The following is a 23,859-nucleotide window of genomic DNA, read 5'->3' on the forward strand; positions in this document are numbered from 1 at the left end:
GGCTCGCGGACATCATGCATCGCCTGGAGCCGGCCAGCGGCCGGCACTACCGCACTCCCGGCACTATCAGCACGGCCGGCAACGGATCGTCCCTGCGCTTGCCGCCGCTGGATGACGCGGCCGCCACGTTGCGGTCTGCTAAAATCGACGGTTCATGTCACGCACCTCCTATCCCGCTCCGCCGCTGCCACGTCCTGGACAGCTCCGCGCCTGGTGGCGCGCTCCCGCTTCGGCGACAGCGCTGGCGTGGTACATCGCCCGCGCGGCACAGTCGCACGACGGGCCGTTGCTGGTGGTCGCGCGCGACAACCATGGCGCGAACCAGATCGAAGCCGACCTGCACACCCTGCTGGGCAGTGCCGGCGATGTGCCGATCGTGGCCTTCCCGGACTGGGAAACCCTGCCCTACGACGCCTTCAGCCCGCATCCGGACATCATTTCCCAGCGCCTGGCGGCGCTGCACGCGCTGCCCGCGCTCAAGCGCGGCATCGTCGTGGTGCCGGTGCAGACGCTGCTGCAGCAGTTGGCCCCGCTCAAGTACGTCATCGGCGGCAGCTTCGACCTGACGGTTGGGCAGCGGCTGGATCTGGATGCGGAAAAGCGCCGCCTGGAATCGGCCGGCTACCGCAACGTGCCGCAGGTGATGGACCCGGGTGATTTCGCCGTGCGTGGCGGCCTGCTGGATGTCTATCCGATGGGTGCCGATGCGCCGCTGCGGGTGGAACTGCTGGACGAAGACATCGATTCGATCCGCGCCTTCGATCCGGAATCGCAGCGTTCGCTGGACAAGGTCGAGGCCGTGCACATGCTGCCCGGCCGCGAAGTGCCGCTGGACGATCTCAGCGTCTCGCGGGTGCTCGCTACGCTGCGCGAACGCTTCGACGTGGATACCCGCCGCAGCGCGCTGTACCAGGATCTCAAGGCCGGCATCGCACCGGCCGGCATCGAGTATTACCTGCCGCTGTTCTTCGACCAGACCGCGACCCTGCTCGATTACCTGCAGCCCAACGTACTGCCGGTGCTCGCGCCGAACGTGTTCGAGGCCGCTGCCGCCTTCTGGGCGCAGACCCAGAACCGCTACGAACAGCGCCGCCATGATGTGGAGCGCCCGCTGCTGGCCCCGGAAGAGCTGTACGCCAGCCCCGAACAGCTGCGCGCCACGCTCAACGGGCTGGCCCGCGTGGAAGTCTGGCCGCCGGATCACGACCGCATCGCCGATGCGCAGCCGCTGGGCGACCAGCCGCTGCCTGCGCTGCCGGTCGCCGCGCGTGATGCGCCGGCCGGGGAAGCGCTCAAATCCTTCATCGGGCATTACCCGGGCCGGGTGCTGATCGCCGCCGATTCCGCCGGCCGCCGCGAAGCGCTGCTGGAAGTACTGCTCGCCGCGGAGCTGAAGCCGCCGGTAGTCGCCGACCTGCCCGGCTTCCTGGCCGATGACAGCGTGCGCTTCGGCATCACCGTGGCGCCGCTGGAAGACGGCTTCGCGCTGGAGAACCCGCCGATCGCGGTGCTCACCGAGCGCCAGCTGTTCCCGGAACGGGCCGGCCAGCAGCGCCGCAGCCGCCGCGCCGGGCGCGAACCCGAAGCGATCATCCGCGACCTCGGCGAGCTGAGCGAAGGCTCGCCGATCGTGCACGAAGATCACGGTGTCGGCCGTTACCGCGGCCTGATCGTGCTCGATGCCGGCGGCATGCCCGGCGAGTTCCTGGAAATCGAATACGCCAAGGGCGACCGTCTGTACGTGCCGGTCGCCCAGCTGCACCTGATCAGCCGCTATTCCGGTGCCTCGCCGGAAACCGCACCGCTGCATTCGCTCGGTGGCGAGCAGTGGACCAAGGCCAAGCGCAAGGCCGCCGAAAAGGTCCGCGACGTCGCCGCCGAACTGCTGGAAATCCAGGCGCGTCGCCGTGCCCGTGCCGGCCTGGCGCTGCACGTGGACCGCGCGATGTACGAGCCGTTCGCGGCCGGCTTCCCGTTCGAGGAGACGCCCGACCAGCTCGCCGCGATCGACGCGACGCTGCGCGATCTGGCCAGCAGCCAGCCGATGGACCGCGTGGTCTGCGGCGACGTCGGCTTCGGCAAGACCGAAGTCGCCGTACGCGCCGCGTTCGCCGCGGCCAGTGCAGGCAAGCAGGTGGCCGTGCTGGTGCCGACCACGCTGCTGGCCGAACAGCATTACCGCAACTTCCGCGATCGTTTCGCCGATTGGCCGCTCAAGGTGGAGGTGCTGTCGCGCTTCAAATCCACCAAGGAGATCAAGGCCGAACTGGAGAAGGTCGCGGCCGGCACCATCGATGTGATCGTCGGTACGCACCGGCTGCTGCAGCCGGACGTGAAGTTCAAGGATCTGGGCTTGGTCATCGTCGATGAAGAGCAGCGCTTCGGTGTGCGCCAGAAGGAAGCGCTCAAAGCGATGCGCGCCAACGTGCACCTGCTCACGCTGACCGCCACGCCGATTCCGCGCACGCTCAACATGGCCATGGCCGGGCTGCGCGATCTGTCGATCATCGCCACGCCGCCGCCGAACCGCCTGGCGGTCAAGACCTTCATCACCGCCTGGGACAACGCGCTGCTGCGCGAGGCGTTCCAGCGCGAGCTGGCCCGTGGTGGCCAGCTGTACTTCCTGCACAACGACGTGGAGAGCATCGGCCGCATGCAGCGCGAGCTGGCCGAGCTGGTGCCCGAGGCCCGCATCGGCATCGCGCACGGGCAGATGCCCGAGCGCGAGCTGGAGCGGGTGATGCTCGACTTCCAGAAGCAGCGCTTCAACGTGCTGCTGTCGACCACGATCATCGAATCGGGCATCGACATCCCCAACGCCAACACCATCATCATCAACCGCGCCGACCGCTTCGGCCTGGCCCAGCTGCACCAGCTGCGCGGCCGTGTGGGGCGTTCGCACCACCGTGCCTATGCCTACCTGGTGGTGCCGGACAAGCGCGCGATGACGCCCGATGCCGAAAAGCGCCTGGAGGCGATCGCCTCGATGGACGAACTTGGCGCTGGCTTTACCCTGGCCACCCACGATCTGGAGATCCGCGGTGCGGGCGAACTGCTCGGCGAAGACCAGAGCGGGCAGATGGCCGAGGTCGGTTTCAGCCTGTACACCGAACTGCTCGAACGGGCGGTGCGCAGCATCCGCCTAGGCAAACTGCCGGACCTGGATGCGGGCGAAGAAGCGCGCGGTGCCGAGGTCGAACTGCATGTGCCGGCGTTGATCCCGGACGACTACCTGCCCGACGTGCACACCCGACTGACCCTGTACAAGCGCATCAGCAGCGCGCGCGACAGCGGTGAGCTGCGCGAACTGCAGGTGGAGATGATCGACCGCTTCGGCCTGCTGCCGGACCCGGCCAAGCACCTCTTCGCCATCGCCGAGCTCAAGCTGCAGGCCAACGTGCTGGGTATCCGCAAGCTGGAACTGGGCGAGAACGGTGGCCGCATCGTGTTCAATCCCAACCCGGAGATCGACCCGATGGCGGTGATCCAGCTGATCCAGAAGCAGCCCAAGCTGTATACGATGGATGGGCCGGACAAGCTGCGCATCAAGCACCCGTTGCCGCTGCCTGAAGACCGCTTCAGTGCCGCCAAGGCGTTGCTGCTGACCCTGTCCCCGCGCTGATTTCACGCCTGGCGCCGGTCGCCAGGCGGTATCTTTCCACCGGCACGGGCGGCATGCCGCCCTGCCAGGATGGCGGTCTTCCGGCCGCCCACCACCGGACGCCCCCATGTTCGACTCCCCCCGGTTCGACGCTGCCCATCCGCAGGCGTGTTCCATCGATGCCCTGTCGATGTCACTGCAGATGCGCGACCAGTACACCCGATTCCATTGCGACCGCGTCGGCCTGCTCGGCGAGCAGCTCGGCCGCCTGTGCGATCTGGATGACGCGCAGCGCGCACACCTGGCCCTGGCTGCGCGCTTCCACGACATCGGCAAGATCGGCATTCCGGACAACGTGCTGCTGCACCCGGCCCGGCTGGATGACGAACAGCGCGCGATCATGCGAACCCACCCCGAGCGCGGTGAACGCATCTTCGCCGCGACCGGGCGCAGCGACGCGGCCGAGGTGGCGCGGCTGATCCGCGCACACCACGAGGCCTTCGACGGCGGCGGGTATCCGGATGGGCTCAAAGGCAGCGCGATCCCGCTGGGTGCACGCGTGCTGACCATCGTCGATGGCTACGACGCGATGACCAGCGCCCGCCCGTACCGCGGGCCGATGCCGCATGCCAAGGCGATGGGCATTCTTGCCGACCAGCAGGGCGGCCTGATCGACCCGGAAGTGTTCGGCCTGTTCACCCGGATGATGGCCGCCACTACGTAGTCTCCGCCTGGTTTGGCGCGAGCGTGCGGGAAAAGAAAAACCCGGCTTTCGCCGGGTTTTTCATGTCTCACTCAACCGCGTGCGATCACCAGATCACAACGCGCTTGTCGTCTGCCCGCACCATCGCATCGCCGGCCTTGCACTCGAACGCCTGCGCGTACGCCGGCATGTTCGACGGCGCACCGTTGGCACGGAAGTTGGCCGGGGCGTGCGGATCGGTGTTCAGGCGCACGCGCAGCTCGCCTTCATTGAAGTTGCGGCGCCACACGGTGGCCCAGTTCATGAAGAAGCGCTGGTCCTGCGAATAGCCGTCGACCTCGACGTTGGCCTTCGGGTCTTCCTTCAGCGCCATCTGCAGCGCGTCGTACGCCACGGTCAGGCCACCCAGGTCGCCGATGTTCTCGCCCAGGGTCAGCTTGCCCTTAACGTTCACGCTCGGCAGCGACTCATAGCCGTCGAACTGCGCCACCAGCTGGTCAGTGCGCTGGGTGAAGGCGGCACGGTCGCTGTCGGTCCACCAGTTGTCGAAGTTGCCGTTGGCGGCGAACTGGCTGCCCGAATCGTCGTAGCCGTGCATCATTTCGTGGCCGATGACCGCACCGATGCCGCCGTAGTTCAGCGCCGGATCGGCCTTGGCGTCGAAGAACGGCGCCTGCAGGATCGCCGCCGGGAACACGATCTCGTTCTTGGTGGCGTTGTAGTAGGCGTTGACGGTCTGCGGGGTCATGCCCCACTCGGTCTTGTCCACCGGCTTGCCGATCTTGTTGAGCATGTAGCGGTAGTTGAACGTGCGCGCGGCCTGCATGTTGCCCAGGTAGCTGTCGGCGTTGGTTTCCAGGCCCGACCAGTCACGCCACTTGTCCGGGTAGCCGATCTTCGGGGTGAAGCTGGCCCACTTCTCCAGCGCCTTCCTGCGGGTGTCTTCGCTCATCCACTCCAGCTTCTCCAGGCGCGCCTTCAGCGCCACCGAGAGGTTCTCCACCAGGTGCTGCATCTGCACCTTGGAGTCGGCCGGGAACACGGCGTCGACATACATCTGGCCCAGGCCTTCGCCGATGGCGCCGTTGACCGACTCCAGCACGCGCTTCCAGCGCGGCTGCATTTCCTTCTGGCCACGCAGGGTGGTGCTGTAGAAATCGAAGTTGGCCTTTTCGAAGGCGCTGCTCAGGTACGGCGAGGCGTCATCGATGGTGTGGAAGCGCAGGTAGGCCTGCCAGGTGGCGGCCGGCACGTCGGCCAGCATCTTGTCCACTTCGCCGAAGAAGCCCGGCTGGGCCATCGAGAACTTCTGCGCGGCCGGCACCTTCAGGGTGTCGAACAGCGCGGTCCAGCTGAAGTTCGGGGTCAGCTTGTCCGCGTCAGCCGCGCTGACCGGGTTGTAACGCTTGGCCGGGTCACGCATTTCGATGCGCGACATCGAGGCCTTGGCCAGACGCGTTTCGAAGTCCATCACGGCCTTGGCCTGGGTCTTGGCCTGCTCGGCGTCCACGCCGGAGAGGGTCAGCACCTGCGCGATGTAGGCGACGTAGGCGTCGCGGATCTTGGCCTGCGAATCGTCGAAGTAGTAGCCCTTCTCCGGCAGGCCGAGGCCGCCCTGGCCGACATAGGCGATGACGTTGGCCGAGTCCTTGTAATCGGCGTTGGCGAACAGCGAGAACAGCACGCCCTGGCCCACCGCCTGGCTGTCGCGCAGGTACTGGGTGATGGCGGCGGTGTCGTTCAGCGCGGCGATCTTGTCCAGCTGCGGCTGCAACGGGGTGATGCCGGCGGCCTCGATCTTGGCCTCGTCCGAACCGGTCTTCCAGATGTCACCGATCTTGGCTTCCACCGTGCCGGCCTTGGCCTGGCTGGCGGCGGCCTGCTGGACCAGCGCGTGCTGCACTTCCAGCGAGCGCTCGCGCAGGATTTCGAAGCTGCCCCAGGTGGTCTGGTCGTTCGGGACCGGGTTGGCCTTGAGCCACTTGCTGTTCACGAACCCGTTGAGGTCGGTACAGGCGGCGATGGCGGTGTCCAGATCGGCATTGTTGAGCGAGATCAGCGCGGTCTTGATCTGCGACTGATCGAATACCGGCTTGGCATCGGCAGTGGCGGCAGGCGCGGTATCGGTCTTGCCACAGGACGCCAGCGACACGGCGATGGCGGCGGTCAGGCCCAGCGGGACCAGCTTGGAAAACTTCATTCGACTCTCCGGCTACAGATGGATGCATCACCCGGATCACGGGCAATCGGGCAGCGTAGCGCGGGAGGGGCCGGGGCGGACCGGCCAAAGGTCACACCATCGCGCAGCGGCAGCCACCCCATGGGTGGCTGCAGGAAGCCGGCGTCGCGTGCAGCCCCCCATGGGGTGGCCCTGCCCGCGGGGGTAAAGAAAAGGCCGGCTTGCGCCGGCCTTTCGTTGTTATTTCGCCTTGCCCTGGTTCGCCACGGCCTCAGCGGCCTTGCGCGCCGCTTCCGGGTCGCCCAGGTAGCGGAACGACTGCACGGTCAGGTCGTCGTTGAGTTCAAACAGCAGCGGGATGCCGGTCGGGATGTTGAGCTCCAGGATGGCTTCCTGCGAGACGTTGTTGAGGTACTTGTACAGCGCGCGCAGCGAATTGCCGTGGGCGGTGACCAGTACGGTCTTGCCATCCTTCAGCTGCGGGGCGATGGAATCGAACCAGTACGGCAGCACGCGGTCCAGCGTGGTGGCCAGCGATTCGGTGCCCGGCAGTGCGTTGCGGTCCAGGCCGGCATAACGACGGTCATGGATCGGGTGACCCGGGTCTTCGATGTCCATCGCCGGCGGCGGGATGTCATAGGAACGGCGCCAGATCTTGACCTGGTCCTCGCCGTGCTTGGCCGCGGTCTCGGCCTTGTCCAGGCCCTGCAGGCCGCCGTAATGGCGCTCGTTCAAGCGCCAGCTCTTGCTGACCGGCAGCCAGTCCTGGTCCAGCTCGGCCAGGGCGCCCTGCAGGGTGTGGATGGCGCGCTTGAGCACCGAGGTGTGCGCGACATCGAACTGCAGGCCTTCTTCACGCATCAGGCGGCCGGCGGCGGCAGCCTCGCGGCGGCCCTGATCAGTCAGTTCCACGTCCACCCAGCCGGTGAAGCGGTTGTCCAGGTTCCACTGGCTCTGGCCGTGGCGCAACAGTACGAGTTTCCGGGTCACTGCAGTATCTCCGACAGATGGCAAGGCAGACCCGCATTGTAGCGGCAACCCTGCCCTGCCCGTCCGCCGCCGGGCCGCCCATGGCGCTCAGGGATGCGGATGCCCGTGATGGCCCTGCGCGTCCGGTGCGGCGCGGCGGCTGTCGTTGCCGCCGTGTGCGTGGCTGCCGTGTGCATGGCCAGCATGATCGTGCGTGGCGTGGTCATGCCCGGCATGGTCGTCGGCATGCGGGTCACGCGGAGTGCCGACGCTGCAGGGGTCGCCGCAGTGGTCCGTCTCGATCTGCAGGGTCACGTGGTCGATGCCGTGCTGCTCGTGCAGCCGGGTGCCCAGCTCGCGGCGCAGACGGTCCGCATCCACACCCGCCCCCATCACCACATGCGCGGTCAGTGCCGGGGTACTGGAGGCCAGCGCCCAGACGTGCAGGTCATGCACATCCACCACCCCATCGTGCGTACACAGCGTGCGGCGCACCTCAGCGACATCCATGCCCTTGGGCACGCCTTCGAGCAGCACGTTGATCGCCTCGCGCATCAACACCCAGGTGCGCGGCAGCACCCACAGGCCGATCAGCACGGCCAGGATCGGATCGATCGGTTTCCAGCCGGTCCAGCGGATGAGCAGCGCGCCGAGAATCACTGCGACCGAGCCCAGCATGTCCGCCCAGACTTCCAGGTACGCCCCCTTGACGTTGAGGCTCTCGCCGCTGCCAGCACGCAGCAGGCGCATCGAAATCAGGTTGATGACCAGCCCGAACACCGCGATCACCAGCATGCCGGTGGAGGCGATCTCCTGCGGCGCGCGAAAACGCTGCACCGCCTCCCAGAGAATGTAGCCAGCGACCACGAACAGCATGCCGCCGTTGATCATCGCGCCGATGGCCTCCAGCCGCGCATAGCCATAGGTGCGCTTGGCATCGGGCGGGCGTCGGCTGAGCCGGACCGCGACCAGCGCGATCATCAGCGCGAGGGTGTCGGTGGCCATGTGCGCGGCATCGGACAGCAGGGCCAGGCTGTTGGTCCAGAACGCGCCGGCCACCTCCACCAGCAGGAAGGTGGTGGTCAGGCCCAGCGCCCACCACAGCGGCTTCTCGTGGCGGATCTCGCTGGGCAGATGGTCGTGGTCGTGACCCATGGAAGCTCTCCTGGACAATGCCGGCAGGTTAAGCAGCGCCTCGCGCGGAGACTATTACACTTACCGCAGCGTTCAGTTTGCAATTCAATAACAGCAGCGCCCGGCCGCTACCTCTCGACGGCCTGTGTGGCGGGAAGACAATCGTGCATAACGTTCCAAATCTTGATGAGGCCAGCCAACCGCTGGCGCTGGCCTGGGCCGATACGCTGGCGCGGACGCCGGCGGCGGCGGCGACACTGCTGGCTGGCCTGTCGGCGGCGAGCCCGCCCGGGCTGGCCCACCATTTCTACGACGTGCTGCTCGAAGACCCGCGCGCCAGCCGCTTCCTCTCGCACGACCAGGTGCGGCTGCGCCTGAAACCGGCGATGCAGCGCTGGCTGCAGCAGATTCTCACCGCTACCCCGGACAGCATCAACGCGCTGGTCGCCGCCCAGCGCGTGATCGGTGACGTGCATGCCCGCGTGGGCATTCCGGTGGACCTCGTGGCCCGCGGTGCGCGTGTGCTCAAGCATCGCCTGTTCGACCGCATCATCGCGCAGGCCGACGAAAGTGCGACCGCCTTCGCGGCGATCCACTGCCTCAGCGCCTCGATGGACATCGCGCTGGAAGGCATGACGCTGGCGTATACGCATGCACGCGAGCGTTCCTCGCGGACGGATGCGGCTTACCGCCTGTTCTCGCTGGTGCAGAACGTCAGCACCGAGCGCGAACGGCAGCGTGCCCTGCTGCTGGATTGGGAAAACGCCCTGCTCTATGCGATGGCCAGCCAGAATGCCGAGGCCGAGCTCACCGGGCTGGCCCAGTCCGAGTTCGGCCTGTGGTTTACCCACAAGGGCATTCCCAGCTTCGGCGAAAGCAGCGAAACCGGCCAGGTCGGCGCGCTGGTGGCCGCGGTCGATACACAGCTGCAGGAAGCCTTGGCGCATGCTGATTTCGCGGCGCGCTTCGGCGCATTGCAGGGGATCCGCGAGCGGCTGGCGCAGATCCGCACGCTGATGGGCATGTTGTTCGAACGGATCGGTGAGCTCGATGCCGGCAGCGATGCCCTGACCAACCTGCTCAACCGCCGCTTCCTGCCAACCGTGCTGCGCCGGGAGATCGAACTGGCCAATTCCACGCAGACACCGTTCTCGGTGTTGCTGCTGGATCTGGATCACTTCAAGGCGATCAACGACGCGCACGGACACGATGGGGGCGACCGCGCCCTGCAGCACGTGGCCGCCCTGCTCGGCCAGCTCACCCGCGGCAGCGACTACCTGTTCCGTTATGGCGGGGAGGAGTTCGTGGTGGTGCTGGTCGCCGCGACTGCCGCGCAGGCCGAGGTGATCGCCGAGAACCTGCGCAAGCACATCGCGCAGAGCCCGGTGCAGCTGGCCAACGGCCACAGCTTGTCGTTGACCACCAGCATCGGCGTGGCCGCACACGATGGCCACCCCGATTACGAGCGGCTGATGGCACGCGCCGATGCAGCGATGTACCAGGCCAAGAAGCGGGGCCGTGACCAGGTGGTAGTGGCTACCGACGCACTCCCCGACGCCCCGGGCCGGCAGGCCCTGCAGCGCGGGTGATCCCCCGGCGCGGATGCCGCCCCCTCATCCGCCTGTTGCGGCAAGGGTGGCTGACCAATGGCGCATGCCTGGCGTGCCCGGTGCGGCGTAGCATCGCGATACTGCCGTCCGCTACAGGAACCTCCCGATGTCGATCCGCCGCGCCCTGACCCGCCCTGCTCTGCTGCTGCTCCAGTCGGCGCTGCTGATCACACCGATGCTGGCCACCGCACGCGAGGTGGCGGCGCCAGCCGAGCACGTCGATGCCGATGGTCCCTATGTGTTCCGTACCGCCACGGGGCTGGAGGCAGCCTGGGTATGCAAGGACCATGTGATCCGCCGCGAGCTGCCGGCGGGCGAACAGGCCACGATGGTCGCGCCCGAATGCGGCTATCCGCACCCGCTGAGCGTGCTGCCACCGCGCACGGCGGAGGTCGCGCGCTTCCCGGCCACGCCGCGGATCGTCGCGCTGTCGGATATCCATGGCCAGTACGGCCTGCTGGTGAAACTGCTGCGGGCCCATCACGTGATCGACAACGACGACCGCTGGTCGCTGGGTGATGCCACGCTGGTGGTGGCCGGGGATGTCTTCGATCGCGGCCCGCAGGTCACCGAGGCGTTCTGGCTGCTGTACAGCCTGCAGCAGCAGGCCGCAGCGGCCGGCGGTGCGGTGCACTTCGTGCTCGGCAACCACGAGACGATGGTGCTCTACAACGACCTGCGCTATGTCAATCCGAAGTACCTCAAGAGCGCGCAGCTGCTTGGCCGTTCCTATCCCGCGCTGTATGGGCCGGATTCGACCATCGGCCAGTGGCTGCGTACCCGCCCGGTGCTGCTGCGCATCGGCGATACCCTGTTCCTGCACGGCGGCATCGCCCCGGAGAATCTGGACCTGGTGCGCACCATGGAGGCCACCAATGCCGGCTACCAGGCGGCGGTCGGTCTGCCGAAGGAGCAGGTCAAGGCTGCACCGGACACCGCTCGCCTGTTCGATGGCAAGACCAGTCCGATCTGGTACCGCGGCTACTTCGATGGCCGCATGGACACCGCCCAGGTCGCGGCCCTGCTCAAACAGCTCGAGCTCACCCGCATCGTGGTCGGCCACACCTCGATGCCGCATGTCAGCAGCTTCCACGGCGACCGCATCATCGCCATCGACAGCAGCATCAAGAACGGTGAGAACGGCGAACTGCTGTTCATCGAGAACGGCGCGCTGAGCCGCGGCCTGCTCGATGGCTCGCGGGTGCCGCTGGCCGAAGGCAGGATGGGCGAGAGCGACTGACCGGGCTTCGCCTGCCGGTCAGCCCGTCCGCGTCAGCGCGGCTTGTAGATGCGCGAGACCATCCAGCCACCGTGGCTGCGGAAGCGGCCGCTGTCGCCGGTCAGGGCGAAGCGAAGCGCGACCACCGCGGCGCGCCCCCGCGAACAATGCCAGTCGCGCGCTTTGCCGTAGGCCTTGCGGAAAGCACGGAACGGGCCGCGTGCCTGCGTGATGTCCAGCTCGGCGTCATGGAGGTCCATGGCGTCGGCCGGGGCTGCCGGCGGAGGCGCGGCAGTGCGGCTGGCATCGGGATGGAGATGGTCTGACATGGCTTCCCTTCGATCAACGAGGCCCGGAATCGGCCTCCTGATCGATAAACCGTGAAAACCATCACAAACCTATCGCGTCCCGGCCAGATCCTGCGCATGGCCGCCGTCGAGGCGTTGTTCCAGCACGGTGATGCGGCCGAGGAACTCCGACGTCGGCGCCAGTTCCTGCAGGTGCGGCCGGGCCCGGGCGATCTGGGCGCGGGCCCCGGCGGCATCGCCGTTGGCGTACATGGCCTCGGCCAGCGGGATGCGCCATTTGGCGGTGGCCGTGGAATCGGCGCCGTAGAAGCCGGTGAACGTCTCGACGAGTTGCGCCGACAGCGGTACCGCCGCAGGATCGCCACGGCGCTGGGCCAGCAGCGCCTGCTGCATCTGCAGGCGCAGTTGCAGCCACGGTGGCAGGCCGGGATGGTCCTGGCCGAATGCGGCAAGGGCACGGGCGGCCTCGGCCAGTTGCCCGGCACGGGTCAGCCATTCGATCTCGACCAGGCGCAGTACCAGCAGCTGGGGCGACTCGGGCGGCAGCTCGCGTCGCCACAGGGCGGCCACCTGCTGCAGCGGTGCCTGCGCCTCGGCCGTGCGATCGGTGCGCAACAGCAACCGGGCCAGCACCATCTCCACGTCGAGTGTGTCGGCGTGCCCGGGCCCGAGCAGCGCCCGATAGCGCGCCAGCGCGGCGCGGTAGTTCTGCTCGGCCCGCGCATAGTCGCCGCGCGCTTCCTCCATCAGCCCATGCGCGTACTGCTTGACCGCGTAGGCGCGGCTGTCCACGCCATCGACGGCGGCGCTGGTCTGCAGGCTGTTGCGGAAGTGCTGATCTGCGGCCTGGTAACGGCCCAGGTCCAGGTACTGGCCCGCCAGCGCGGCTTCCGCCGAGGCGGTGTAGCTGCTGCCTGCGCCGAACATCTGCCGGGTCAGCGCGAAGCCGCGCTCGGCCAGTGCCAGCGCTTCATCGATACGACCCTGGTTGAGCAGGGTCGAGGACAGCGCGCGGAGGACCCGCTGGTACTCCGCCCCCTGCACACCCTGTTCGCGGGATGCCTCGGCCATGGCCTGGCGCAGAATCGCTTCGGCCTTGTCCAGCTCGCCCTGGCTGCGGTACAGATCGCCCAGGTTGGCCATCGTGGCCAGGGCGCCGCGCTGCAGCGGTGCACGGTTGCCGCCCCGGCTCAACGCCAGTGCGGCGCGGAAGGACTGCTCTGCGGCAGTCGGCTGCTCCAGCCGCGCCTGGGCCAGGCCGCGGGCGTTCAAGGCCTTCAGTCGTACCACCGGATCATCGTCCTGCTCCAGCAGCGCCAGTGCGTGCCCGGCACTGGCCAGCGCCTCCTTTTCCTGCCCCGCGCTGAGCAGCTGCAAAGCCAGGCTGGCGCGCGCGTCGGCGATCTCGTGCGGCGCGGCGCCGGTGCGCACCAGGCCATCGACACTGTCGCGCAGCAGGGTCTGCGCATCGAGGGGTTGACCAAGATTCTGGTAGGCGCGCCCCAGCGCGGCCTGCATGCGTGCGCGCAGCGCCGGCGACACGGTACGGTCATGCGCGAGCCGGCGTGCACCCAGATCGAGAACCTCGCGCGCGGTCATCGGCGTGCCGTTGCGCAGGCCGGGATCGGCTGCGTCGAACGCGGCCACCAGCACATCGGCGATGCCTGCCGCGGCGGCCGCATTCTGTTCGGCCTGGTGGCGCGCCTCGCTCAGCCGCAGCACGAAGGCCAGCACCATCACCGCCACCAGCGCGACGATCACACTGGCGCGCCATTGCCGCCGCAGCAGCAGGCGCGCGCGATGCCAGCGGCCTGGCCGCCGCGCACGCACCGGCCGATGGGCCAGATGCCGTTCAACATCCTCGGCCAGCGCTTCGGCGGAGGCATAACGTTCGGCCGGATCCGTGGCACGGGCCTTGGTGGCCACCGCCAGCAGGTCGGCAGGCACCCTGCGCACCGGTGGCGGCGTGGGCTGCAGCAGCTGCTCCAGCATCACGCCAAGACTGTAGACATCGCCCACCACGCTGGCCGGGCGCCCCGCCAGCCACTCGGGGCTGGCATAGGCCGGAGTAAGGAATGGCGCGGTATCTTCGGCGTCACCCAGCAGATGCGCGATGCCGAAATCCAGCAACACCGGCTGGCCGTCGGCCCGCACCAGCACATTGCCGGGCTTGAGGTCGCAATGCACCACCGACTGCGAATGCGCGGCCTGCACCGCGCGGCAGATCTGCACGAACAGCCGCAGGCGGGCGGCCAGGTCCAGCGTGCCGCAGGCCCGGTCCAGCGGCTCGCCCGGTACGTATTCCATCACCAGAAAAGGCTGCCCGCCCTCGGCCACGCCAACGTCGTAGAGCCGGGCGATATGCGGATGCTGCAGATCGGCCAGGATCTGGCTTTCACTGGCCAGCCGGGTGGCCAACAGCGGATCGTAGGTGCGGCGCATCAGCTTGATCGCCACTTCGCGCCGGTACAGCGCATCGGCGCGCTCGGCCACGAATACCACGCCCATCCCGCCAACGGCGAGCAGGCGGCTCAACCGCCACGGCCCCAGCCGCTGCCCGACCAGTGCGGCCGGATCGTCCATCGCGGCCATCACCGCCGCCAGCGCCTGCTCGATACCGCCCAGGTCTGCCGTCTGCGCACGCAGCAGTTGCAGGGTTTCGTCGATCGTGGCCGGGTCGTCACAGAGCTCATGCAGGGCCGGATGCCAACGCGCCTCGGGCAGGTCACAGACCGCGTCGAACAGCCCGCGCACGCTCTGCCAGCGACCGGCCTCACTCATGCGCGCGTGGCCGGTCCGGCCAGGTGGCGGTTCAACCACGCCTTGGCGAACCGCAGGTCGCGATCGACCGTGGGTACCGAGACATCCAGCGCCAGGGCGATCTCTTCGCGGCCCATCCCGCCGAAATACATCCATTCCACCGTACGGGCGGCACGTTCATCCAGTCGGGCGAGTGCTTCCAGCGCGCGATTGAGCGCCAACACCTCCAAGGCGTCATGGTCCGTGCTGGCTTCCCGATCGACATGGGACAGGGTCAGGTTGACCACGCCACCGCCGCGTTTGGAGGCCGCCATCGCGCGCGCGTGGTCGACCAGGACGCTGCGCATCTTCAGGGCCGCCAGGGAAAGAAAGTGGACACGGTCGCGGTAGCCGACCTCGCCATCAATCATCCGCATCAGTGCTTCGTGCACCAGCACCGTCGGCTGCAGCACGCCATCCTGGGACGTGCCCAGGCGCGCCACGGCCATGCCACGCAGCTGCGTATACAGCAGTGCAAGCAGCTGATCGCGGGCGGCGATGTCCTGCTGCTCGCTCCAGCGGCGCAGCAGGCGGGTGACATCCTGGCGTTCGGCCGCAGGCGGTGTCGCATCAAAAGGCATGTGGGGCGGGTCCGTGCATCACAGCAGGCGATCAGCCTGCAGTATCGCCGATCCCCCTCCGCATGGAGAGGGGGCCGCGGTGATGCCCGGTCACCGCGGCACCGGAACCGGCCTACTTCCCGCGCTTGGACAGAGTCTCGCGCAGCGTTTCCAGCCGCGTGGAGAGATCCTTCAGCGCGCTGCTGCCCTTGCCGACCAGCCAGGACACTTCCTCTTCGACGAAACCACTACGGCTGCGTTCGGTGTCCGGCAGCGGCGGCAGGATGTGCGCGAAGTAGGTCTTGTCCAGCACGCGCCGGAGCAGCCGCTCACCGGGGAAGGGCTCGTTGTTGTTGAGCGCACGCGCGGCTTTGACCAGGTTGCGGATGTCGTACTGGGTCGGGCTCAGGTCCGGCACCTGCTTGGGCAGGTCCAGCAGCGTATACACCGCCACCCGCGCGGTACGCACCGAGCTTTCCATGGTGAACACCACATCGTTGCGGGTCTCCACGAACTGGCCGAGCAGGCCCAGGTTGGTGCAGCCCCTGGGCACGACGTGTGGGCGATCACCGGCAGCGCGCGGCATGAACTGCGCGGTGATGTACGGCATCAGCGCGGTGCGCACCTTGGTGTTGGCAGCGATCTCGTCAAGCTGGTCGACGATGCCCAGGTGGTAGCACAGCTCGGCCAGGATCTCGCGGCCGGTACAGGCCGGCATCGGCTTGGCCACGTGGTTGCCGTTCTGGTCCATCAGCAGCGCATACACCCACACCACCAGCACGTCCCTGGGCTGATCGACGAAGTGCGGCTGCCGGTTCACGGTGAAGCTCAGCACCCAGTTGGAGTCGGTGAAGGTGATCACACCGCCGGTCACGGTCCTGCCCGAGTATGGGTCGTTGACCGAGAGCGCCTTGATCTTGTCCACCAGCGGCGAGGGCCGGCAGGTCAGCGTGGCCGACTCCCACATCGAGCGGTCGATATCGCCATGGAATTTCGCCGGCTTGCCGAAGATCGGCGACTGCGCGGCGAGGTTGTGCCACAGCGCCCAGTCACTGTCCTGCCCGGGTGTTTCGCGGGGGCGCTTCAGCACCGGCACCGTCTCCATGTCGCCGTAGGCGGTGCCCTCGGTCATCGAGCCGGTCAGCGCGAACACCAGATCGCCCTGCGCAACCGGCAACAGGGTGTCGTTGCCGTTCACGCGGCAGCGCAGGCCGGTGACGGTACGCGTCTCCCCCTCCACGCGCATCTCCAGGTCGTATACCCGGGTGCCGAAGGTGACCTGCACACCCTGCTCGCGCAGCATCTTCACCAGCGGTTTGACGAAGCTTTCGTACTGGTTGTACTTCGGGAACACCAGCGCGGACATGTCGTTCAATCCGTCGATGGCATCCAGGAACCGGTGCATGTAGAGCTTCATCTCCAGCAGACTCTGCCAGTTCTCGAAGGCGAACATCGAGCGCCAGAAGAACCAGAAATTGCTCTGCAGGAAGCCGTCGCTGAAGTAGTCTTCGATGGTCACATCGTCGAGATCTTCCTTGCGCTTGAGCATGAGCTTGACCAGTTCCCACTGCTGCGGCTTGCTCAGCCCGAACGTGGAGAAATCCTGGATCTTCCCCTGCTGGTGCATCAGCCGGGCCTTGGAGTAGTTCGGGTCGTTGTCGTTCACCGCCCGGTACTCGTCGAGTACGCTGTAGCCGGCGGGCAGCTCCAGCGCCGGCACATCCTGGAACAGATCCCAGAAGTTGTCGTAGTTCCAGTTCATTTCGCGCCCGCCGCGAACGAGATAACCCTGCTCGGGGTCGCCGGCGCCATCGAGCGAGCCGCCTTCGATGTCCAGGCTGTCGATCAGGGTGATGTTGCCTGCGGGCATGCCGCCATCGCGGATGAGGTAGAACGCGGCGGCCAGGCCGGCGATGCCGGTGCCGATGATCCACGCCTTGCGTGTCGCCACGCCCTCCGGTGCCACCGGGCGGTTGCGCATGTAGGCGCCCATCATGTCCGGCGGCGGCAGCGTGTTCTCCGGCCGGTTGGACCAGTAGCCACCCGTTGCGTCGGGCTCCTTGTCGATCACCGTCGCGGTGTGCACGTTCTTTTCCTCGGCAGCCATATCTCCACTCCTTATTCGATGGACCCACGGGAGGCACCGGATGACCCGGCGCCCGGCAGCACGGCTTCCCTACCGCTCGCGGCCCCTCCTGGCACCGCGCTGCACACCACGATGGTACGCACCCCACCTGTGACGGCATTGATCCGCATCAATGCCCTCGCGGTTGCATTCCGTGCGACATATGTCGCACACTTGCGACACTCCGCCAAACCGGGATTCCCATGTCCGCGCTGCCAACCCCCTCCAACGCCGAGCTCGAACTGCTCAAGGCACTGTGGCGCCAGGGCGCCTGCAGCGCGCGCGAAGTTCACAACGGCGCCGTGGCCGCGCTCGACTGGTCCTATTCCTCCACGCGCAAGACGCTGCAACGGATGATCGACAAGGGACTGGTCGAAGAAACCGTCGAGCACGGGTTGAACATGTACCGCGCCCGGGTCGGCAAGGTCGCCACGCTGGCCGCCCTCAGCACCGACTTCGCGCGCCGGGTGCTGGAAATCGATGGCGCGTTGCCGGCCCAGGCGTTCGCCGACAGCCGCCTGCTCAGCGAACAGGAGCTGCAGCAGCTCGACGCGCTGCTGCGTGCACCTGCCAAGGACGACCAGGCATGAGCCTGACGCTGGGATTCTGGGCGGTGCAGGCCGCGGGCGCCCTCGCCGCTGGCGGGCTGGCCTGGGTTGCCGGCCAACGCCTCCACCGCCACCTGGGCCTGTCCCACGCGGCCTATGGCTACTGGCTGGGGCTGTGGTTGCTGGCGGTGATGCCCGTGCTGCTGTCGACGCTGGTGGCGCTGTGGGTGCCCGCACCGCTTGTCGCGCTGCCGCCCGTGCTGACGATGCCGCTGCCGGTCGCGTTGGACCTGGGAGACGCCGGCACCGCCGGCGGCGTTGCGGCGACCTCTCCCTGGATACGTCCTTCCACCGCCATGCTGCTGGCGGCGCTGTATTTCGCCGGCCTGGGCGTCGCCTTGCTGCGCGTGGCCTACGGCATGCGGGCCACGGCCCGGCTGTGCCGCGCCACGACCCCGATCACGCCCGCAGACTGGCCGGGACCGCGCAGCCGTGCCTGCGCGCAGCGGCTGATGTCGGCCGGCGTTGTCTGTCGCGTCAGCGCAATGCCAATGAGCCCGTTCGCAGTGCGCTGGCCACGACCGATGATCGTGCTGCCCCGGTCGGCCCTGGCACACCTGGAGGACCGTGCGTTGAGCCTGATCCTCGGCCATGAAGCAGCGCACCTGGTGCGCCGCGATCCGCAGCGCGCGGGTCTGATGGCGATGATCAACGCCCTGCTGTGGTTCAACCCGTTCCTGCCCCGCCTCACCGCACGCGTGCAGCTGGCGGCAGAACTGCGCTGCGATGCGCGGGCACTCGCAGACGATGCCCAGGGCGGGCGCGAGTTCGCCACCGCCTATGTGCGCACGCTGCGCCTGTCCGCCGCCGCCCACACGCCTGCCCAGGCACTGACCCACCGCGATCTGGCCGGCCATGAAATCCGCATCCGCCACATGCTGCATGGCGATGCCGCGCGGCCGCTGGCACGATCACGGCGCGTGATGCTGCTGGGCAGCGCGCTGCTGGTCGGGAGTCTGCTGATGGTGATGCAGGCGAGTACGGCGCGGCCGCTGCCGGATCCTGCCGCCGGCAATGCGCCGCCTGCGGCCTCGATGACGCATGCCGTACTGCCCCTGCCATTGCCACCGGTGCGCCAGCGTTCCAGCGAGATGCGTTTCCAGGCGCCGCTGGAGACACCGCGGGTCACCGGTCACTTCGGCGACACCGGCAGCATCCGGCAGCGGCCGCACCGCGGCACCGATTTCGGTGCACGCTCCGGCACGCCCGTGCTGGCCCCCGCCGACGGGCGCGTCGTCGCGGCCACGACTGCCTACCCGGACGGTCCCCAGTACGGCACGGTGGTGGTGATCGATCACGGCCAAGGCTGGCAGACGCTGTATGCGCACCTGCAGGGCACCGATGTCGTGGTCGGGCAGCAGGTGCAGGCCGGCGAGCAGATCGCCCGCGTCGGCAGCACCGGACGCGTGACCGGTCCGCACCTGCACCTGGAAATGCTCCGCAACGGCGAGCGCGTCGACCCGCAGGCGCATCTGCCATGACCGGCTGACCGCTCCCCCACACGTCCGCCCCTCCGCTGCATTTCGTTTTCCTGGCCACAGGAGGGGCGCGTGTTGCCCCGCGAAATGCCCCCTGCCCTCCTGCACGGACCGCCCCATGTCACCGACGTTCCGCACCGTACTTGCCCTGACCCCGCTGTGTGCCGCCTTCTCCAGCGCTGCACAGTCACTGCCCGCACCGCAGGCGCCGCCGCCCACCGAACTGGAGACCGTGCAGGTGCAGGGCACCGTGTACGACGCACGCCGCGAGGACACCGCCACCCGGATCGTGGTCGGCGCTGAAGCGCTGCGCCAGTACGGCGACATCGGCCTGGTGGATGCGCTCAAGCGCCTGCCCGGCATTACCGTCGGCACGGGTGCGCCCGGCCGCAGCGGCACGCTGTCACTGCGGGGGTTGGGTGCGGGCTATACCCAGATCCTGCTCAACGGCCAGAAAGCGCCCGCCGGGTTCGACCTGGACTCGCTCACGCCGGAGATGGTCGAGCGCGTGGAGATCATCCGCGCACCCACCGCCGACCAGCGCGCCGAAGCGATCGCCGGCTCGATCAACATCGTGCTGGCCGCAGGCGCACGAAAGGACAGCGGGCAGCTGTCGGTGGCCTGGGGCAACAGCAACGGCCGGAACACGCCCTCGGTCAGCTGGCAGCGCAACCGGCGCGCCGACCACCGCAGCAGCGCGATCACGGCGACCGCATCGCGCCGCGAGTTCCTGGTCGAGGAAACCGGTACCGAGCGTGCATGGAATCGGCAGGGAATACCGACCACCCTGCGTGACACCTCCCTGCGCGCCAGCGGAAACCGCGATGTGCTTTCACTGGCGCCCAGCCTTGAAGCGACGCTGGAGAACGGGGACACCTTCGCGCTGCAGGGCTTCGCCGATGCGAGCCGGTTCAACCGCATCACCGACATCGACTGGGCCACCACGCTCGGCGCCCCACTGCAGACCACCCGCTATCAACAACGCACGCGCATCGACGTGGCGCAGGCCAATGGCAGCATGACGTGGACGCGGGCGTTCGAACGGGGCGGCACGTTCACCACCAAACTGCGCCTGGGCGGCAACCGCGAGCGCTACACCTATCGGGAACAGGGCCAGGCCGCGGATGGGCGGCAGAACCTGGAGGACCACACCGACGCGCGGTTGACCGTGGGCGATCTGAACAGCAGTGGCAAGTACACGCTGCCCGCCCGCGGGCGGCATGCACTGCAGCTCGGCTGGGAGGGCAGCGAGGATCGCCGCGATGAAGCACGCGTGCAGCAGCTGTTGCCTGTCCACGAGGGCGACGTGGTGGCGATCAGCGATCTGGCTTTCGACGCGCGCATCCGTCGCCTGGCGCTGTACGTGCAGGATGACATCTCACTGAGCGAGCGCTGGTCCCTCTATGCCGGCGCACGCTGGGAACAGATCGATACCCGCAGTGACGGCAGCAGCTTCAGCGGCATCCAGCGCCGTGACCAGGTGCTCTCACCGGTGTTGCAGTCACTCTGGAAAATGCCCGGCACCCGGGGCGACCAGCTGCGCGTCGCGCTGACCCGCACCTATCGCTCGCCTACGCTGGCCTCGCTGATCCCGCGCCCGTACACCTCGACCAACAACCGCCCGCTCAACCCCGACGAACGCGGCAACCCGGCGCTGCGGCCCGAACTGGCGACCGGCGTGGACCTGTCCTACGAAACCTACGGCAAGGAGGGCGCGCAGCTCAGCATCGGCGGTTATGCGCGCCGGATCAGTGAGGTGATCCGCACCGAAACACATCTGCAGGACGGTCGTTGGGTGGCCACGCCGGTCAACGGCGGCACTGCGATGACCTGGGGGCTGGAGATGGATACGGCATTCCGTCTGCCGCAGTTGATCGCAGGCGCGCCGGCCGTGGCGGTGCGTTTCAATGCGACCGCCAACGATTCGCGCGTGGATGATGTGCCCGGTCCGGACAACCGTCTTGATGAGCAGGTGCGCTTCAGCGGCACCCTGGGCGCGGACTACGAGATCCGCACCGGCTGGACGGTCGGCGGCAGTTACACCTACCGCACCGGCGGCACGGTGCAGGTCAGCCCCGGCCAGTTCGAGATCAGTGCGTACGGGCGCGAGTTGGACCTGTACTCGCTGTGGTCGCTGCGCGCAGGCAGCAAGCTGCGGCTGAGCCTCAACAACGCGCTGCACGGGGCGCTGCACACGGGGCAGGAGCGGGTCAGCGAAGACGGTACCGAGCAGCTGCGGCGCCAGCGCAGGGCATCCCCGCTGCTGCGCCTTCAGCTGGAACTGCCGCTCTAGCCCGGCTCAGCCGGGCTGTCGGCTGGCCTCACCCACCGCCGGCAGTGCCCGTGCGCGGCCGGGCTTGCTCGGGAAGGCATGGCGCACGATCCGCCACATCACCTGGCCGAACTGCCGCGGCAGCGAACCGGTGTTGTAGTGCTGGCCGTAGCGCGCGCAGATGTCCTTCACTTCCACGGCGATCGCGGCATAGCGGTTCGCCGGGATGTCCGGGTAGAAGTGATGCTCGATCTGGTGGCTGAGGTTGCCCGACATGACATTCATCAGCTTGCCGCCGGTCAGGTTGGACGAGCCGCGCAGCTGGCGCAGGTACCAGTGGCCGCGACTTTCATCGCGCACGCATTCCTTCGGGAAGGTCTCCGCGTCGGCGGTGAAGTGGCCGCAGAAGATGATCACGTAGGTCCACACGTTGCGGATCAGGTTGGCGGCCACATTGCCCAGCAGCACCGGCAGGAAGAACGGCCCGGCCAGCGCCGGGAACAGCAGGTAGTCCTTGAACATCTGCTTGCCCATCTTGCGGCCGACTGGACGGAACTGCGCGCCCAGCTGACGCAGCGTCATCTTGCCGGCGAACACGCGACCCAGGCGCAGGTCCTGTATCGCGATGCCCCATTCGAACAGCAGCGCGAACACCACCGCCACCACCGGCTGCATCAGGTAGAACGGGCGCCAGCGCTGCTCGGGGAAGATCCGCAGCAGGCCGTAGCCGATATCGTCGTCCAGCCCGCGCACGTTGGTATAGGTGTGGTGGCGGAAGTTGTGGGTCTTGCGCCAGTTGTCGGCGGTGCCGACGATGTCCCACTCATAGGTGCTGCCCTGCAGCTGCGGATCGCCCATCCAGTCGTACTGGCCATGGATGACGTTGTGCGCCAGCTCCATGTTTTCCAGGATCTTGGACAGCGCCAGCATCACCACGCCGGCGATCCACGCCGGAATCAGCACGCTGTGTACGAACGCCCCCAGGAACAGCAGCGCGCGGCCCGCCACGCCGGTCCAGCGCACCGCCGCCACGACGCGGCGGATATAGCGCGCATCGCGCGCACCCAGCGTGGCCAGATGGCGCGCGCGCAGGGCATCGAGTTCATCGCCGAAGGCCTGCAGTTCGGCCGGGGACAGCGCGCGGTTATGCACGGAAGACATGGTCACAGCTCCAGGATCAGGTCGGTGCTGGCGCTGTTCACGCACAGCTTCACTTGCGTCGCCGGTTCGGCCGCGTGTTCACCGGTGAGGGTGTGGCGGGTAACGCCGGACACCTTGCCGCAGACGCAGGTATTGCAGATGCCCATCCGGCAGCCACTGGCCGGGCGCAGCCCTTCGGCTTCCAGCGCCTGCAGCAGCGAGGTGCCGCGCGGCAAGGAGAGCGTGCGCCCGCTCCGGCGCAGTTCGACCTGCACCGTGCCGCTCTCGGCCTCGGGCAGGACCGGCGGGGTAAACGCTTCGGACTGCAGCGAGGCGACCTGGCCCAGCAGGCGCGTCTGCGCTGCATCGACGAAGCCACCCGGGCCGCATACCAGCGCACGGGCGCTGCTCAGATCGCCCAGTGCGTCGAACGCGAACGCATCGACACGCGAAGCGGGCGACGCCGGATCGCGGGTCAACGCGATGTGCAGCGTGAACGACGGATGGCGTGCCGCGAGCGCGGCCAGCTCATCGGCAAAACACAGTTCCTCGCGGCGGCGTGCCCAGTACACCAGGTCCACCTGGCCGGGCATCCCGGCGCCATCAAGCTGGCGCAGCAGCGCGCGCATCGGGGTGATGCCGCTGCCGGCGGCCAACAGCAGCAGGCGTTCGCTGGAAGGCGTCGGCAAGGTCATCTCACCAAACGCCTGGCCGAGTTCGAACACCTCACCGATCGCCGCGGCACCGGCCAGATGCTGGCTGACCGCGCCGCCGGCAATCGCCTTGACGGTAATTGCCAGCCGCCCATCGGCCAACACGGTCGGGCTGTAGCTGCGCGACAGGCGGCGCCCGTCGACCTCCACGCCGAGGGTCACGTGCTGGCCCGGCAGCAGGCCGCGGAAATGGCGGTTGGGCGTGAGCACCAGGGTCACCGCATCCGCGCTCTCGGCCGTGCGCGACACCAGCCGGGCCAGCGGGCGGCGCAAGGTCCACAGCGGATGCAGGCGGGTGCCCCAGAAGTCGAACAGCTCCTCGGAGACCCAGCGGCGGGGGCTGGCGGCGTGACGGCGGGCGGCAATGCGCGGGACGGTGCTCATGCTGTGCACTATACGGCCGAGCATACGACTGTGTATACAGTTGTATATTGCCGGGAC

Annotated in this window: 16 protein-coding genes; 7 read left to right on the forward strand and 9 right to left on the reverse strand. The window is 68.0% G+C overall.

Annotated features, from left to right (window positions below):
- The first annotated feature begins 154 nt into the window (after nt 1-154).
- Nucleotides 155-3,622 (forward strand): transcription-repair coupling factor, encoded by a 3,468-nt coding sequence (gene mfd, locus NJD74_RS03005; RefSeq protein ID WP_319623631.1) that lies wholly within the window; start codon nt 155-157, stop codon nt 3,620-3,622.
- Between the two features lie 106 nt (nt 3,623-3,728).
- A complete protein-coding gene (locus tag NJD74_RS03010; RefSeq protein WP_019184460.1) occupies nt 3,729-4,325 on the forward strand; it encodes an HD domain-containing phosphohydrolase in 597 nt (198 codons plus the stop codon).
- 85 nt (nt 4,326-4,410) lie between these two features.
- Here NJD74_RS03010 and NJD74_RS03015 read toward each other — a convergent pair whose 3' ends face one another.
- The 3 genes from NJD74_RS03015 to NJD74_RS03025 form a co-directional block, all read right to left on the reverse strand.
- Nucleotides 4,411-6,504 (reverse strand): M13 family metallopeptidase, encoded by a 2,094-nt coding sequence (locus NJD74_RS03015; RefSeq protein WP_319623632.1) that lies wholly within the window; start codon nt 6,502-6,504, stop codon nt 4,411-4,413.
- Nucleotides 6,505-6,723: 219 nt separating this feature from the next.
- Entirely contained in the window at nt 6,724-7,473 is a 750-nt protein-coding gene (gene gpmA, locus NJD74_RS03020; protein ID WP_319623633.1) for a 2,3-diphosphoglycerate-dependent phosphoglycerate mutase, read from the reverse strand.
- A gap of 87 nt (nt 7,474-7,560) precedes the next feature.
- Nucleotides 7,561-8,607, reverse strand: a complete 1,047-nt coding sequence (locus NJD74_RS03025; RefSeq protein WP_319623634.1) for a cation diffusion facilitator family transporter — start codon at nt 8,605-8,607, stop codon at nt 7,561-7,563.
- A 143-nt stretch (nt 8,608-8,750) separates the two neighbouring features.
- On the opposite strand from NJD74_RS03025, the gene NJD74_RS03030 reads away from it, so the two are divergent.
- Nucleotides 8,751-10,175, forward strand: coding sequence for a diguanylate cyclase (locus NJD74_RS03030; protein WP_319623635.1), 1,425 nt, complete (start codon nt 8,751-8,753; stop codon nt 10,173-10,175).
- A 127-nt stretch (nt 10,176-10,302) separates the two neighbouring features.
- Entirely contained in the window at nt 10,303-11,436 is a 1,134-nt protein-coding gene (locus NJD74_RS03035; RefSeq protein WP_319623636.1) for a metallophosphoesterase, read from the forward strand.
- Between the two features lie 32 nt (nt 11,437-11,468).
- On the opposite strand, the gene NJD74_RS03040 is transcribed toward NJD74_RS03035, so the two are convergent.
- The 4 genes from NJD74_RS03040 to NJD74_RS03055 all read right to left on the reverse strand — a co-directional run bounded on the left by NJD74_RS03040 (nt 11,469) and on the right by NJD74_RS03055 (nt 17,189).
- The gene (locus NJD74_RS03040) at nt 11,469-11,744 is read right to left on the reverse strand and encodes a hypothetical protein (protein ID WP_046272084.1); all 276 of its coding nucleotides are present in this window, start codon (nt 11,742-11,744) and stop codon (nt 11,469-11,471) included.
- Nucleotides 11,745-11,813: 69 nt separating this feature from the next.
- Entirely contained in the window at nt 11,814-14,504 is a 2,691-nt protein-coding gene (locus NJD74_RS03045; RefSeq protein WP_319623637.1) for a serine/threonine-protein kinase, read from the reverse strand.
- Nucleotides 14,501-15,103: an ECF-type sigma factor gene (locus NJD74_RS03050; RefSeq protein ID WP_102789156.1), complete on the reverse strand. Its 603-nt coding sequence runs from the start codon at nt 15,101-15,103 to the stop codon at nt 14,501-14,503. Before NJD74_RS03050 ends, NJD74_RS03045 begins: the two co-directional genes overlap by 4 nt.
- A gap of 112 nt (nt 15,104-15,215) precedes the next feature.
- The gene (locus tag NJD74_RS03055; RefSeq protein ID WP_319623638.1) at nt 15,216-17,189 is read right to left on the reverse strand and encodes an oleate hydratase; all 1,974 of its coding nucleotides are present in this window, start codon (nt 17,187-17,189) and stop codon (nt 15,216-15,218) included.
- 221 nt (nt 17,190-17,410) lie between these two features.
- Between NJD74_RS03055 and NJD74_RS03060 the strand changes: the two genes are divergently transcribed.
- From NJD74_RS03060 to NJD74_RS03070, 3 genes are all read left to right on the forward strand, one after another.
- On the forward strand, nt 17,411-17,797 hold the full coding sequence (locus NJD74_RS03060; RefSeq protein WP_070473360.1) for a BlaI/MecI/CopY family transcriptional regulator: 387 nt from the start codon (nt 17,411-17,413) through the stop codon (nt 17,795-17,797).
- Nucleotides 17,794-19,296, forward strand: coding sequence for a M23/M56 family metallopeptidase (locus tag NJD74_RS03065; RefSeq protein ID WP_319623639.1), 1,503 nt, complete (start codon nt 17,794-17,796; stop codon nt 19,294-19,296). The genes NJD74_RS03060 and NJD74_RS03065 overlap by 4 nt, the downstream gene beginning before the upstream one ends.
- A 115-nt stretch (nt 19,297-19,411) precedes the next feature.
- Nucleotides 19,412-21,586, forward strand: a complete 2,175-nt coding sequence (locus NJD74_RS03070; protein WP_319623640.1) for a TonB-dependent receptor — start codon at nt 19,412-19,414, stop codon at nt 21,584-21,586.
- 6 nt (nt 21,587-21,592) lie between these two features.
- Here NJD74_RS03070 and NJD74_RS03075 read toward each other — a convergent pair whose 3' ends face one another.
- Together NJD74_RS03075 and NJD74_RS03080 are read right to left on the reverse strand one after the other, a co-directional pair.
- A complete protein-coding gene (locus NJD74_RS03075) occupies nt 21,593-22,726 on the reverse strand; it encodes an acyl-CoA desaturase (protein WP_070473362.1) in 1,134 nt (377 codons plus the stop codon).
- A gap of 2 nt (nt 22,727-22,728) precedes the next feature.
- Complete coding sequence (locus tag NJD74_RS03080) at nt 22,729-23,802, reverse strand: ferredoxin reductase (RefSeq protein ID WP_319623641.1); 1,074 nt, start codon at nt 23,800-23,802, stop codon at nt 22,729-22,731.
- Between the last annotated feature and the right edge of the window lie 57 nt (nt 23,803-23,859).

The organism is Stenotrophomonas sp. RG-453, assembly GCF_033843685.1.
Lineage (GTDB): Bacteria > Pseudomonadota > Gammaproteobacteria > Xanthomonadales > Xanthomonadaceae > Stenotrophomonas > Stenotrophomonas bentonitica_A.